The 12,899-nt window shown below is 73.2% G+C and carries 15 protein-coding genes; 7 read left to right on the top strand and 8 right to left on the bottom strand.

Annotated features, from left to right (window positions below):
• Positions 1-117 precede the first annotated feature (117 nt).
• Positions 118-915 (bottom strand): VOC family protein, encoded by a 798-nt coding sequence (locus ABII15_RS21955; RefSeq protein ID WP_353944023.1) that lies wholly within the window; start codon positions 913-915, stop codon positions 118-120.
• 173 nt (positions 916-1,088) lie between these two features.
• Here ABII15_RS21955 and ABII15_RS21950 point away from each other — a divergent pair, with 173 nt between their 5' ends.
• Entirely contained in the window at positions 1,089-1,736 is a 648-nt protein-coding gene (locus ABII15_RS21950) for a TetR family transcriptional regulator (protein WP_111665284.1), read from the top strand.
• 101 nt (positions 1,737-1,837) lie between these two features.
• On the opposite strand, the gene ABII15_RS21945 is transcribed toward ABII15_RS21950, so the two are convergent.
• Positions 1,838-2,320 (bottom strand): nitroreductase family deazaflavin-dependent oxidoreductase, encoded by a 483-nt coding sequence (locus ABII15_RS21945; RefSeq protein ID WP_353944022.1) that lies wholly within the window; start codon positions 2,318-2,320, stop codon positions 1,838-1,840.
• Complete coding sequence (locus tag ABII15_RS21940) at positions 2,320-3,513, bottom strand: acyl-CoA dehydrogenase family protein (protein WP_353944021.1); 1,194 nt, start codon at positions 3,511-3,513, stop codon at positions 2,320-2,322. Before ABII15_RS21940 ends, ABII15_RS21945 begins: the two co-directional genes overlap by 1 nt.
• A 140-nt stretch (positions 3,514-3,653) precedes the next feature.
• Here ABII15_RS21940 and ABII15_RS21935 point away from each other — a divergent pair, with 140 nt between their 5' ends.
• From ABII15_RS21935 to ABII15_RS21925, 3 genes are all read left to right on the top strand, one after another.
• Positions 3,654-4,823, top strand: coding sequence for an acetyl-CoA acetyltransferase (locus ABII15_RS21935; RefSeq protein ID WP_353944020.1), 1,170 nt, complete (start codon positions 3,654-3,656; stop codon positions 4,821-4,823).
• A gap of 117 nt (positions 4,824-4,940) precedes the next feature.
• Positions 4,941-5,519: a dihydrofolate reductase family protein gene (locus ABII15_RS21930; RefSeq protein ID WP_353944019.1), complete on the top strand. Its 579-nt coding sequence runs from the start codon at positions 4,941-4,943 to the stop codon at positions 5,517-5,519.
• A gap of 34 nt (positions 5,520-5,553) precedes the next feature.
• Complete coding sequence (locus tag ABII15_RS21925; RefSeq protein WP_353944018.1) at positions 5,554-6,213, top strand: pyridoxal 5'-phosphate synthase; 660 nt, start codon at positions 5,554-5,556, stop codon at positions 6,211-6,213.
• On the opposite strand, the gene ABII15_RS21920 is transcribed toward ABII15_RS21925, so the two are convergent.
• The 5 genes from ABII15_RS21920 to ABII15_RS21900 all read right to left on the bottom strand — a co-directional run bounded on the left by ABII15_RS21920 (position 6,191) and on the right by ABII15_RS21900 (position 8,911).
• Entirely contained in the window at positions 6,191-7,135 is a 945-nt protein-coding gene (locus ABII15_RS21920; protein ID WP_353944017.1) for a GNAT family N-acetyltransferase, read from the bottom strand. The two genes, ABII15_RS21925 and ABII15_RS21920, sit on opposite strands and share 23 nt — an antisense overlap.
• Before the next feature lie 40 nt (positions 7,136-7,175).
• A complete protein-coding gene (locus ABII15_RS21915) occupies positions 7,176-7,625 on the bottom strand; it encodes an OB-fold domain-containing protein (RefSeq protein WP_353944016.1) in 450 nt (149 codons plus the stop codon).
• A complete protein-coding gene (locus tag ABII15_RS21910) occupies positions 7,625-8,074 on the bottom strand; it encodes a DoxX family protein (RefSeq protein ID WP_353944015.1) in 450 nt (149 codons plus the stop codon). Before ABII15_RS21910 ends, ABII15_RS21915 begins: the two co-directional genes overlap by 1 nt.
• A gap of 88 nt (positions 8,075-8,162) precedes the next feature.
• Entirely contained in the window at positions 8,163-8,690 is a 528-nt protein-coding gene (locus ABII15_RS21905; RefSeq protein WP_353944014.1) for a hypothetical protein, read from the bottom strand.
• Positions 8,687-8,911 carry a hypothetical protein gene (locus tag ABII15_RS21900; protein WP_353944013.1) on the bottom strand — a complete coding sequence of 75 codons (225 nt, stop codon included), beginning with the start codon at positions 8,909-8,911 and terminating at the stop codon, positions 8,687-8,689. The genes ABII15_RS21905 and ABII15_RS21900 overlap by 4 nt, the downstream gene beginning before the upstream one ends.
• 253 nt (positions 8,912-9,164) lie before the next feature.
• Between ABII15_RS21900 and ABII15_RS21895 the strand changes: the two genes are divergently transcribed.
• The 3 genes from ABII15_RS21895 to ABII15_RS21885 all read left to right on the top strand — a co-directional run bounded on the left by ABII15_RS21895 (position 9,165) and on the right by ABII15_RS21885 (position 12,781).
• Positions 9,165-10,322 carry an NAD(P)/FAD-dependent oxidoreductase gene (locus ABII15_RS21895; RefSeq protein WP_353944012.1) on the top strand — a complete coding sequence of 386 codons (1,158 nt, stop codon included), beginning with the start codon at positions 9,165-9,167 and terminating at the stop codon, positions 10,320-10,322.
• 169 nt (positions 10,323-10,491) lie between these two features.
• A complete protein-coding gene (locus ABII15_RS21890) occupies positions 10,492-12,000 on the top strand; it encodes an FAD-dependent oxidoreductase (protein ID WP_353944011.1) in 1,509 nt (502 codons plus the stop codon).
• A 106-nt stretch (positions 12,001-12,106) separates the two neighbouring features.
• A complete protein-coding gene (locus ABII15_RS21885) occupies positions 12,107-12,781 on the top strand; it encodes a glyoxalase (RefSeq protein ID WP_353944010.1) in 675 nt (224 codons plus the stop codon).
• Positions 12,782-12,899 lie beyond the last annotated feature (118 nt).

The following is a 12,899-nucleotide window of genomic DNA, read 5'->3' as shown; positions in this document are numbered from 1 at the left end:
GGCCATCGCACTCACGGCCCCCGACAGCGTCTCACCGCCGAAGCGCTACGGCGGCACGCACCCCGATTCTTCCTGTCCGGGGCCCCGGTTGCGAACCCGGGGGCACATCGGGGTGTCTCACACCTCCCGTACGGCGAACAGGGCGCCCTGGTCGTCGGCGAGCACGGTCACCCGGCCGGCCCCGGTCGGGTGCGCCGCGACCCGTATCTCGCCACCGAGCCGGAGGGCGTCGGCGGTGGTGGCCTCCAGCTCGGCGGTGCCGAAATGCACGAGAAAACCGCCGGTCAGCGGCGTGTGGAGGGTGGAGCGGCGGCCGGCGACCGCGGTGGCCGGGGAGGGGAGGGTCCCGGCGGGCGCCCATAACCGCAGCCCGCCGGCGCTCCCGGGCCCGGCTCCGGGCTCCTCGGGCCCGGCGTCCCCGGCCGCGTAAGAGAAGACGGTCTCGTAGAAGAGGTCGGCCCGTGCCGTGTCCCGCGTCGGCAGTTCCGTCCAGCAGAAGGCGGCCGGCTCCCCCGTCACCTCGAAGCCGGGGTCGCTGCCCGCCTGCCACAGCCCGAAGACGCCGCCGTCACGGTCGGTGACCAGCGCCATGGTGGCGGCCGTGCCCACGGAGAGCGGGCCGCTGACCACCCGGCCGCCGGAGCGGGTGACCCGGGCGGCGGTGGCGTAGGCGTCACGGACCGCGAAATGCACGGTCCAGGCCGGTCCCGCGGCGCCGAACAGGGGGGCGAGGGCGGCGACGGCGCGGTCCTCGCTGTACGCCGCCGTGTAGTAGCCCCGCTCGGCCCCGGCGCCCTCGTCGAAGGTCCACCCGAAGAGATCCCCGTAGAACCGTTTGCCCGCCTCGACGTCCGGCAGCTGGACGTCGGCCCAGCACGGGGCGCCTTCCGGGAACGCGCTGCGTACGGGGGCCATGGCGGCACGCTAGCGACGCAGGTCGGGGCCGAACTGTTCACATTCGAACGAATGGCCAATTCCCGTCGCTCCCGGCACCGGATTTGACCGGCGACCGGTCCCGTTTCACGGGCCCCAACCCCATTTGCAGTCGGCCAGATCGCGCTCCGATCACCCCTCGGTAAGCTGACGGCATGACAGGACAAGTACGTACCGTCGACGGTCGTGTGGCCGGACGGCGTGGTCAGGCAACACGTCAAAAGCTGCTCGACTGCCTCGGCGAGATGCTCAGCTCCTCGCCCTACCGGGACGTCAAAGTCATTGATGTCGCGCGAAAGGCGGGCACTTCGCCCGCGACCTTCTACCAGTACTTCCCGGACGTCGAGGGCGCCGTCCTGGAGATCGCCGAGCAAATGGCGGCCGAGGGGGCCGAGTTGACCGGCCTGGTGGCCGACCGCTCCTGGGTCGGCAAGGCCGGCTGGGCGACCGCGCAGGAACTCGTCGACGGCTTCCTGGAGTTCTGGCGCAAGAATGACGCGATCCTGCGCGTCGTCGACCTCGGCGCGGCCGAGGGCGACAAGCGATTCTACAAGCTCCGCATGAAGATCCTGAACTCGGTGAACAATTCCCTCGCCGATGCCGTCAAGGACCTCCAGGACAAGGGCAAGGTCGACAAGGACGTCAGCCCGGCGGCCGTGGCCGGCTCGCTGGTCGCGATGCTCGCGGCGGTCGCCTCGCACCAGAAGGGCTTCCAGACCTGGGGCGTCAAGCAGGCCGAACTGAAGCCGAACCTGGCGCTGTTGGTCCACTTGGGCGTGACCGGAAAGAAGCCGACGAAGTAGCGGCACTCCCTTCCTCTGGTCCTGTCGGACGGCGGCGGTTCGCGTGGTCAGCGTGAGCCGCCGCCGTTGCCGTTGGGGCCCGCTCCGGCGGCCCGCCCGCGTCAGGGCCGGCGCCGCTCCAGCCGGAACAGCCTGATCTCCCGGTCCACCCGGGCCTGGTACGCCGCGTACGGCGGCCAGAACTTCAGCGCCGCCGCCCAAGCCTCGTCCCGCTCGGCCGAGTTGAGCAGCCGCGCGGTGACCGGAATGTCTTTTCCGCGCCAGTTGATCTCGGCGTCGGGGTGGGCCAGCAGGTTCCCCGTCCACGCCGGATGTCCGGGACGCCCGAAGTTCGACCCGATCAGCAGCCAGGTGCCCGTACCCTCCTCGGGCATGCAGGCGAGCGGTGTACGCCGTTCGAGGCCGCTCCTCGCGCCGCGCGCGGTGAGGATGACCCCGGGCAGCATCTGGGCGCTGACCAGCACTTTCCCCTTGGTCAGCCGGTGGACGGCGCGGTCCATGGCCGGGATGACGTGCGGCGCGAGCCGGGCGAACGTCCTGGTCGACGACACCTTCTGCACGAGGCGCAGCCCCGGCGGCGCCATCAGGCGCTCACCGCGGCGGCCGGACCGAAGAGGCCGGCGGTCTGCGCGGCGCGGGCCCGCAGCAGGTGCACGGGCCCGAAGAGCAGCTCGTCGCCCGCGGCCCGCTTCAGGTACAGGTGGGCGTCGTGCTCCCAGGTGAAGCCGATGCCGCCGTGCAGCTGGACGGCCTCGGCGGCGGCGGTGCGCAGCGCCTCCAGCGCCTGGGCGAGCGCGAGGGCCCCGGCCCGCTCGCCGCCGGTGTCGCCCGCGGCCCAGGCCGCGTAGTAGGCGGCGGAGCGCGCCGCCTGCACGGTCACGTACACATCGGCGAGCCGGTGCTTGACCGCCTGGAACGACCCGATCGGCCGCCCGAACTGCTCGCGCTCCTTGACGTACTGGACGGTCCGCTCCAGGGCCCGGTCGGCGGCGCCGACCGCGTCGGCGGCGAGCAGGGTGGCGGCGGTGTCACCGGCCGCGGCGAGCGCGCCCCGCACGTCGGCCTCCTCCTCACCCAGCAACTCGGCGGGTACGTCGCGCAGTTCGATCCGGGCCTGCGGCCGGGTCTCGTCGAGCGAGGTCTGCCGGGTCCGGACGAGACCGGCGGCGTCCTGCGGTACGAGGAACAGCAGGGTCCGGGAGCGGGCGAAGCCGCCGGTGTGCGCGGCGACCAGGAGGAGGCCCGCGCTGTGCCCGTCGAGGACCTGCTCGGCCTGCCCGTACAGGTGCCAGCCGCCGTCCGCCCTGCGGGCCTGGACCCCGCCCGCGCGCCCGCCGCCGGCCCAGTCGCCGGTGTTCTCCGCGACCAGGCCGAGGGCCGTGGCCAGGCCGGTGCCGGGGACGGCGAGGGCGACGGTGAGGCGGCCGCCGGCGATCTTCGGGAGCAGTGCGTCCCGCTGGGCGTCGGTGCCGAGGGCGGCGATCAGCGGGGCGGCAAGACCGCAGGTCGCGAAGAGCGGGGAGGGGGTCAGGGCCCGCCCCAACTCCTCCTGCGCGAGGGCGAGTTCGGTGACGGTGGCGCCGACCCCGCCGTACCGCTCGGGCAGCGCGAGGCCCGGCAGTCCCAGCTCGGTGCCGAGCGCGCCCCACAGGGCGAGGTCGTGGCCTGCCGGGGTGCGGGTGGCGGCTTTGACGTCGTCCGGGGTGCAGCGTTTCGTGGTGAGTTCGCGCAGGGTACGGCGGATCTCCTGCTGTTCCTCGGTGAACGTGGCGTCCATGCGGGCCCCTTTCTGACGGGGCGTCATGTTAGAGCGCGCGGCCACGCATGCCCAGACTTTTCCGCTCCGGATCCGCCGCGGCGCCCCTGGGGAGCGGCCGGGGCTGACGACCCACCCGAATCTGATGTACCGTCAGATTCATGACTGGCTCCCAGCACAAGGTCGCCATCACGGGCATCGCCCTCTCCGACTGCGGCCGGGTCGACGAAGCCACCCCCTACGCCCTGCACGCCCAGGCCGCCCGCAGGGCACTGGCCGACGCGGGCCTCACCCCCGACGTGATCGACGGAGTCGCCAGCGCCGGACTCGGCACCCTCGCCCCGGTCGAGGTGGCCGAGTACCTGGGCCTCAAACCCCGCTGGGTGGACTCCACTTCGGTGGGCGGCTCCACCTGGGAGGTGATGGCGGCGCACGCGGCGGACGCCATCGCCGCCGGGCACGCCCGCGCCGTCCTCCTCGTCTACGGCTCGACGGCCCGCGCCGACATCAAGGCGAAGCGGCGCACGTCGAACCTGTCCTTCGGCGCCCGCGGCCCGCTCCAGTTCGAGGTCCCGTACGGGCACACGCTCATCGCCAAGTACGCGATGGCGGCCCGCCGCCACATGCACCAGTACGGGACCACCCTCGACCAGCTCGCCCAGGTCGCGGTGCAGGCCCGGCAGAACGCGGCGGCGAACCCGGACGCGATGTTCCGCGACCCGGTCACGGTCGACGACGTGCTCGGCGGGCCGATGATCGCCGACCCGTTCACCAAGCTGCACTGCTGCATCCGCTCCGACGGCGGCGCGGCGGTGCTGATGGTCGCCGCGGACCTCGTACCGGACTGCGCGACCTCCCCGGTGTGGGTGCTCGGCTCGGGCGAGCACGTCTCGCACACCACCATGTCGGAGTGGGACGACTTCACCGTCTCCCCCGCGGCCGTCAGCGGCCGCCTCGCCTTCGAGCGGGCGGGGGTGTCACCGGCCGAGATCGACATCGCGGAGATCTACGACGCCTTCACCTACATGACGCTGGTGACCCTCGAAGACCTCGGGTTCTGCGCCAAGGGCGAGGGCGGGGCCTTTGTCGAGAAGGGCCGGCTGCTGCGCGACGGCGAGCTGCCGACGAACACCGACGGCGGCGGCCTGTCCGCCCAGCACCCCGGGATGCGCGGACTGTTCCTGCTGGTGGAGGCAGTGCGGCAGCTGCGCGGCACGGCGGGCGGCCATCAGGTGCGCCGGGCGGACGGCTCCCCGCCCGCGCTCGCCGTGGCGTCCGGCACGGGCGGCTGGTTCTGCTCGTCCGGGACGGTGGTGCTCGGCCGGGAGTGACCGGCTCGCGCTCTCACCGATGAGTTTCTTTGTCGGTCGCGGTCATCATGGGCGTACGGACGACAACCGTGACGCGCACGACGACCGACCGCGACCCGAAGAGACCAGGAGCCCCTCATGCGTACGCTCATCAGCACCGCCTTCATCTCGCTCGACGGCGTGATGGAGGCCCCCGGCGGCGAGAGCGGCTACCGCAACGCCGGCTGGACGTTCAAGGACATCGACTTCGTGCCCGAGGCCTTCGAGATCAAGGGCCGCGAGCAGAAGGAAGCGGCGGCGATGCTGCTCGGCCGGGCCAGCTACGAGGCGTTCAGCCCGGTGTGGCCCGCCATGGAGGAGTTCGGCGACTACAAGGACCTGCCGAAGTACGTCGTCTCGACCACGCTCACCGAGGACGCGCTGGTCTCCGACTGGGGCCCGACCACGATCCTGCGCTCGCTCGACGAGGTGGCCGCGCTGAAGGAGACCGAGGGCGGCCCGGTCATCGTCCACGGCAGCATCGCCCTGAACCACGCCCTCTCCGACGCGGGCCTGATCGACCGCTACCACCTGCTGGTCTTCCCCCTGCTGCTCGGCGCGGGCAAGCGCCTGTTCAGCACGGCGGACCAGGACACCCGGAAGCTGCGGCTGGTGGAGCAGGAGGCGTATGCCAACGGGGTGCAGAAGCAGGTGTTCGACGTGGTGCGGGGCGCCTAGCGGGGCGCGGCCGTTCGGGGGCGACAATCGCCGCATGACCTCCGATCTCGAACCCCTGCTGCGGTCCCTGCGCGTCTGGGACACCGAGCTGCCCGCCTTCGACCCCGGGGCCGCCCCCGCCGAACCGCTGCCGCTGTTCGTGGAGTGGTTCGCGGCGGCCGTGGCGGCCGGGCAGCCCGAGCCGCACACCCCCTCGCTCGCCACCACCGACGCCGAGGGCCGGGCCGATGTCCGTACGGTGATGCTGCACGGCGCCGACGCGGCCGACGGCTGGACGTTCGCCTCGCACGCCGGCAGCGCCAAGGGGCGTCAGCTGGCCGCCCGCCCGTACGCGGCGCTCGGCTTCTACTGGCCGGTGCAGGGCCGGCAGGTCCGGGTGCGCGGCCCGGTCCGCACGGCGCCCGCCGCCGTGGCCCAGGCCGACCTGCACGCCCGCTCGACCGGCGCGCTCGCCGCCGCCCTGACCGGCCACCAGAGCGAGACCCTGGCCTCCCTCGACGAGCTGGAGCGGGAGTCGCGGGCCGCGTGGGACCGGGCGCAGCGCGAGCCGGACGCACCGGTCCCGTCCTGGACGGCGTACGCCCTTCAGCCGGACGAGGTGGAGTTCTTCCAGGGGGACGCCCGGCGACGCCACGTCCGGCTCAAGTACTCCCGCACGGAGAACGGCTGGCTCAAGGAGCTGCTGTGGCCGTGACCCGTGGGGCGAACGCCAGGACGGTGAAGTCCCGTACGGGGCGGTAGCCGAGGCGCTGGTAGAGGGCGTTGCTCGTGCCGTTCGCGAGATCGGTGAAGAGCACCACCTCGTCGGCGCCCCGCTCCACCGCGACCCGGCTGACCTCGGCCGTGACGGCTCCCGCGTAGCCCCGGCCGCGCCGCTCCTTCGGCGTGAACACGGACGCGACGCGCACGCATCCGGCGCCGGGCGGGGTGACGGAGGCCATCGACACCGGTGTGCCGTCGGCCGCCTCCCACAGCGTGACGCCGCCGCCCGGGAGCCGGGAGTCGGTCCAGGCCAGGGCCTGTTCCTCGGTGAACCCGCCGGGAGGCCCGCCGTGCCCCTCGTCGGCGAAGTCCTTGATCCAGCCCGCCACCCGGGCCCGGTCCGCCGCCCCGGCCACCCGGGCCCGGCCCGCCGGTGCCGGGTCGGGCGGGGTCAGCCGGTCGAGCCGGTACAGCCGCTGCGCCATGCTCTCCTCGACCGTGCCGCCCGGGTGCCGCCGAAGCCAGGCGGCGACGGCGCGGGCGCCTTCCACCGGCCCGTTCACCCCGCGGAGCCCGTCGCCGTCGGGGCCGTCGCCGCCCGGCCCGTCCCCGTCGAGCACGGCGGCCAGCTCCCGTGCGGCGTCGGGCCCGAGCGGGCTCACCACCGGCGGGAACGGCGGCGTGCACAGAAAACTGCCCGCGACCCGGCCGTCCCCGTCCCGCCACACCCCGAACCTCGGCCGTACCCCGGTGTACCGGGGCTCCCCGGCGAGCAGTGCGGCGGTGACGCTGAGCTGGACGGTGTGCAGGGCGCGGTCGGCGCGCAGGTAGGCGCCGGCGGCACGCTCGAACTCCGCCGGATCGGCGCTGAGTTCCCAGGTTCCGGCGGCGGGCCGGGGCTGCGTCGGCGTCATCCGCCCATGATGGCGAGACCCGCACCACCCCGCACCCGCATTACCCGCCCGCCCCCGGCCGGAACACCGGCACCGTCACCCCGCCGCCCCCGTCCCCGTCCGCGCGGAAGCAGACCTCCAGGGCCATTCCCACCCGCAGCGTCTCCGGCCCGCACTCCACCACCTCGGTCATCATCCGCGGGCCCTCCGCGAGGTCGACGACGGCGGCGACGTACGGGGTGCGCGTGCCGAAGGGCGGCAGGTCGTTGCGGTGGACGACGGACCAGGTGTAGAGGGTGGCCCGGCCCGACGCGGGCCGCCAGTGGACGTCCTCGCTCCAGCAGTACGGGCAGAACTCGCGCGGGTAGTGGTGGCTGCGCCCGCACCCCGCGCAGTGCCGCAGCAGCAGGGTGCCGTCGGCGGCGGCCTCCCAGTAGGGGCGGGTGAAGGCGTCGGTCTCGGGGAGGTCGAAGCGCGGCCCGTGGCCCGGCGCGTCCGTCGGAGCACTCATCAGAACAGTCCGATCGCGTGGTCGAGGGACCAGGTCTGCCAGGACATCGCGAAGAGCGCGACGATCGAGATCAGCCCCATCATCGCGTTCTGCCCCTGCTCGGCCCAGTCGTGGATCATGAGCGTGAAGTACAGGAGATTGAGCAGCAGCCCGCCGACGAGCGCGACCGGGGTCAGGAACCCGAGCACCAGGCCGAGGCCGAGGGCGAGTTCGGCGTACACGACCACGTACGCCATGGTCTTCGGCCGCGGCTTCACGACGACGTCGAAGCCGCTGCGGACGGCGGTCCACCGGTGCTTGCCCGCGACGTCGGCGGCCCACGCGATCCCGGTGCCGCGCTCGAACCAGCCCTTCTTGTCCTTGTGCCGCCAGCTCTCCAGCCACCACAGGCCGAGCCCGATCCGCAGCACGGCGAGCCACTCGGCCCCACTGAGGCCCATCGCATCCATGAAGTCCGGCCCCTCCTCGCGTATCTGACGGTACGTCAGTTCACCGCATCCGGAGTCAGCCTGCAAGTGCCTGCCGGCCGGAACCCTGTCAGCCGAGGACCGCTGACGGCATCGACCTTCCGTACAGCTCCTCAAGTCCGATCAACAGCACTCCCCCACGGGCGGCCTCCTCGCGCAGTGCGTCCGTGAAGCCTGCCGCGCTGAAGCAAGCGAGCCCGCACCGTGCGGTGTCCAGCCCCCGGCCCGTGAGCAACTCTCGTGCCCGACGCAGCCGTTCCAGATGCTTCACGCCCATGACCGTGCCCCACTTCGCCTCGCCCAGCAGGGCGACCGCGGGCCTGGCACCTCCGGATCCAGGCTCTACGGCGGCGACATCGACCTGGATCCGCTGCCGGGCGGCCGGATCCGTCACCACCCCCGCACCCACTTCCCCCAGCGCCGTCCCGAGCAGAGACCGTCCGGGCCCGAGCACGTACTCCCTGCACACGGCCTCGAAGTGCGGGCCGACGACCTGCGCCGCGAAGCGCTCCGACGATTGAGCCCAGACCTCCGCGGCCTGGCCGCTCTCCAGCCGGGCCCACGACGGCCGCATGACCGCCTCATAGAAATTGATCAATGGCTCAGTGATGCGCCGGGCACGTCGTCCGCCAGGAACTGCCGGCGATAGGCGGGCGTCCCCCGGACGACGGCATGCAGCCTGGCCGCCAGTGCGGGCTCCTGCGCGACATCCCAGAACTGCGCCGCCGCCCGGTACCCGAAGGGCCTCACCACCAGCTCCAGCTGCGCCCGGCCGCGCAGTGGGGCGGTACTGGACAGGAGGCCTCCCATCACGGACATGGCCGATCCGCACAGAAGGAGCCGTCGCACATCCGCTCCTTAGGACTACACCCCTAAGGGGCGTACTCCTCACCGCTTGCCCCGCCCTGCCGACTCGGCCCGTCGATGCGCGACGCCCTCGCCCGGCCTTCCCCGCGCCCGAGCGAGGCGCCCCGCGAAGATGCCTGCGACCAACGACCCCCGTGATCAATCCGCAACCGGTTTCCTCTTTGACGGGGCCCCATCAAGCGGAACCCGGATCTACGCTCCGCTCATGACCGACGCCCACCCCACGCCGGCCCGCAGCCACGAGCGCCCCCCGGTGTACGTCATCGGCGGCGGGCCGGGCGGCCTGGCCGCCGCCGCGAGCCTCAGGGCACACGGTGTGCGCGCCGTCGTGCTGGAGAAGTCGGACCGGGTCGGGGCCTCCTGGCGCGCCCACTACGACCGGCTCCACCTGCACACCACGCGCCGCCTGTCGGCGCTGCCCGGCCTGCCCATCCCGCGCCGCTTCGGCCGCTGGGTCTCCCGCGACAACGTCGTGCGGTACCTGGAGAAGTACGCCGAGTTCCACGATCTGGAGGTCGTGACCGGCGTCGAGGTGACACGCGTCGAGCGCGCCGCCGACGGCACCGGCTGGCAGCTGCGGGCCACCGGCGGGCGCGAGCTGACCGCGAACGCCGTCGTCGTCGCCACCGGCTACAACCACACCCCGCGGCTGCCCGACTGGCCCGGCAGGGCGACGTTCACCGGCTCGCTCCGGCACGCGAGCGAGTACCGCAACGCGGCCCCGTACGCCGGTCAGGACGTCCTCGTCGTCGGCGTCGGCAACACCGGCGCCGAGATCGCCGTCGACCTGACCGAGGGCGGCGCCGCCCGGGTCCGGCTCGCCGTGCGCACCGCCCCGCACATCGTGCGCCGCTCCACGCTCGGCTGGCCCGCCCAGCTCACCGGCATCCTCTGCCGCCGCCTCCCGGTGTCCCTGGTGGACCGGCTGGCCGTGCCGCTGGGGAAGCTGAGCGTCCCCGACCTGTCCGCCCACGGTCTGCCGCGCCCGGACACCGGCCTGTACGCGCGCGTGCGGGAGGGCTCCATCCCGGTGCAGGACGTCGGGCTCATCGACGCCGTGCAGCGCGGGAAGGTCGAGCCGGTGGCCGCCGTGGAGTCGTTCGACGGCGACACGGTCGTCCTCGCCGACGGCACCCGGATCACCCCGGACGCCGTGATCGCGGCGACCGGCTACCGCCAGGGCCTGGAGAATCTGGTCGGCCACCTCGGCGACGTACTGGACCCGCGAACCGGACGCCCCCGCACCCCGCATCCCCTGCCCGGCCTGTACTTCCAGGGCTACACGAACCCGATCTCCGGCATGTTCCGCGAGATGGCCCGCGACGCGGACCGTATCGGCAGGGCGGTGGCCAAACACGTCTGACCACCGGCCACCGTCGTCTTTCGGGCGCGCCACCGTCGTGACTGGTCGCGCGGTTCCCCGCGCCCCTGAGGCAGGCGCTGCGCGCAACCTCCCCCCACCGGCCGTCGGACGACGACATCCGGGCCTCCGAGAAACCCCGGTCACCACGAGCGAGACGGAGTACAACGCAATGCCACGCGAAAGACACCCGCTCAGCAAGGACCTCACCCGCCGCCGCGCCCTGCTGGGCGGCGCCGCGGCCACCACCCTGATCGCCACCGGCACGGGCACCGCCCGCGCCGCCGACACGGCCGACACCCAGGACGTCGACGTCGCCGTCGTCGGCGCCGGACTCGCGGGCCTCACCGCCGCCCGCGACCTGACCGCGGCCGGAAAGAAGGTGCTGGTCCTGGAGGCGCGGGACCGGGTCGGCGGCCGGGTCGTCAATCTGAAGCTGCCGAACGGCGGCGCCACGGAGGGCGGCGGCGAGTTCATCGGCCCCACCCAGGACCGGATCAGGGCCCTCGCCACCGATCTCGGCGTCGAGACGTTCCCGACGTACAACACCGGCAAGAACATCCTCTACAAGGACGGCAAGCGCACCCCGTACGCCACCGACGGCCTCCTCGGCTCCGTCCCGCCCATCGACGCGGCGGGCCTCGCCAACGCCGCCGCCGTGCAGGCGATGCTCGACGACATGGCGAAGAAGGTCCCGGTCGAGGCGCCCTGGACGGCGCCGAAGGCCGAGGAGTGGGACCGCCAGACCTTCGAGACCTGGCTGCGCGCCAACGCGGTGATCCCCTCCGCCCGCTTCCTCCTCGAAGTGGCCTGCACCTCGGTCTTCTCGGCGCAGCCCCGCGAACTCTCCCTGCTCTACGTCCTGTTCTACATAGCGAGCGCGGGCAACGAGTCGGCGCCGGGCACCCTGGAGCGCCTCACGGAGACGGCGGACGGCGCGCAGGCCACCCGTTTCGTGGGCGGCTCGCAGCAGGTGCCGCTGAAGTTGGCGGCACGTCTGGGCGACCGGGTCCGGCTCTCCGCGCCCGTGCGGAAGGTGACCCGCACCGCCGACGGCCGCTACCGGCTCACCGCCGACGGCGTCACCGTCACCGCGAGCCGCGTCGTGGTCGCCGTGCCGCCGCCGCTCGCGGCCCGCATCGACTTCGACCCGCTGCTGCCCGCCGCCCGCGACCAGCTCGCCCAGCGGCTGCCCATGGGGTCGATCGGCAAGGCGATCGCGGTGTACGACACCCCGTTCTGGCGGGCGGACGGGCTCAACGGGCAGGTCGTCAGCGACGCCGGAACCGTCCGCTCCTCCTTCGACAACTCGCCGCCCGACGGCTCCTACGGCGCGCTGATGGGGTTCATCGAGGCGGACCGGATGCGGGCGAACGACGGCGCGTCCGAGGCCGACGTGAAGGCGGCGGTCCTGAAGGACTACGTGACGTACTTCGGCGAGAAGGCGGCGAACCCCACCGCCTTCGTCCTCCAGCGCTGGGACAACGAGGGCTTCTCGCGCGGCGGCCCGGTCGCCTACGCGCCGCCCGGCGTGCTCACCCAGTACGGCACCGCGCTGCGCACGCCCGTGGGCGGGATCCACTGGGCGGGCACGGAGACATCGGCGTACTGGTGCGGATACATGGACGGCGCGGTGCGCTCCGGCGAGCGGGTGGCCAAGGAGGTGGCCGCGGCCCTCTAGGGCGTGTGTCGCTCCAGGACTTTTCGACACACGCCCCAGGGGTCCCTCGGCAACCGGTCAGGATTCGAGAAGCGGTGGCTGCCGTGCCGCGCCTAGCGTGAAGGACATGGCAACCACCGCTTCCACCACAGCCCCCGTCGCCCTCGCCTCCGTCACCCTCGAGGTGGCGGACCCCGAGGCCGCCGCCGCCTTCTACCGCGCCTTCGGCGTGGACGCGCACGTCCGCCTCCGGGCCGCCGGGGAAACGCCCGCCGACGGTTTCCGCGGCTTCACCCTGGCGCTCACCGTGTCCGGGCCCGCCACCGTCGACGGCTTCGTCGGCGCCGCCGTGGAGGCCGGCGCCACGGTGCTCAAGCCCGCCACGAAGTCGATGTGGGGCTACGGCGGTGTGGTCCGGGCCCCCGACGGCACCATCTGGAAGATCGCGACCTCCGCGAAGAAGGACACCGGCCCGGCCACCCGCGAGATCGACGAGTTCGTGCTGCTGCTCGGCGTCGACGACGTGAAGGCCACCAAGCAGTTCTACGTCGAGCGGGGCCTGAGCGTGGCCAAGAGCTTCGGCGGCAAGTACGCCGAGTTCGCCCCCGGCACCGCCGCCGACTCCGGCACCGGCACCGACTCCGGCACCGGCACCGTCAAGCTGGCGCTCTACAAGCGGCGCGGCCTGGCCAAGGACCTGGGCGTCGCCGACGACGGCACGGGCGCGCACCACATCGTCCTCGGCGGCACCGGCGACTCCTTCACGGACCTGGACGGGTTCGTCTGGGAGGGCGAGAAGTGAAGCTCCCGTGGTGACTCCCGCGCCGCCGCACTGAACTCCGCGCCCGCCGGGCAGAGATCGACACGAGCACCAGCCCCAGCCTTTGCCTGCAACCCTGTTCCTGACGGAGCGTCAGTTC

This window comes from Streptomyces sp. HUAS MG91 (assembly GCF_040529335.1).
Lineage (GTDB): Bacteria > Actinomycetota > Actinomycetes > Streptomycetales > Streptomycetaceae > Streptomyces > Streptomyces tabacisoli.
This window is presented reverse-complemented; position numbering and strand designations above follow the sequence as displayed.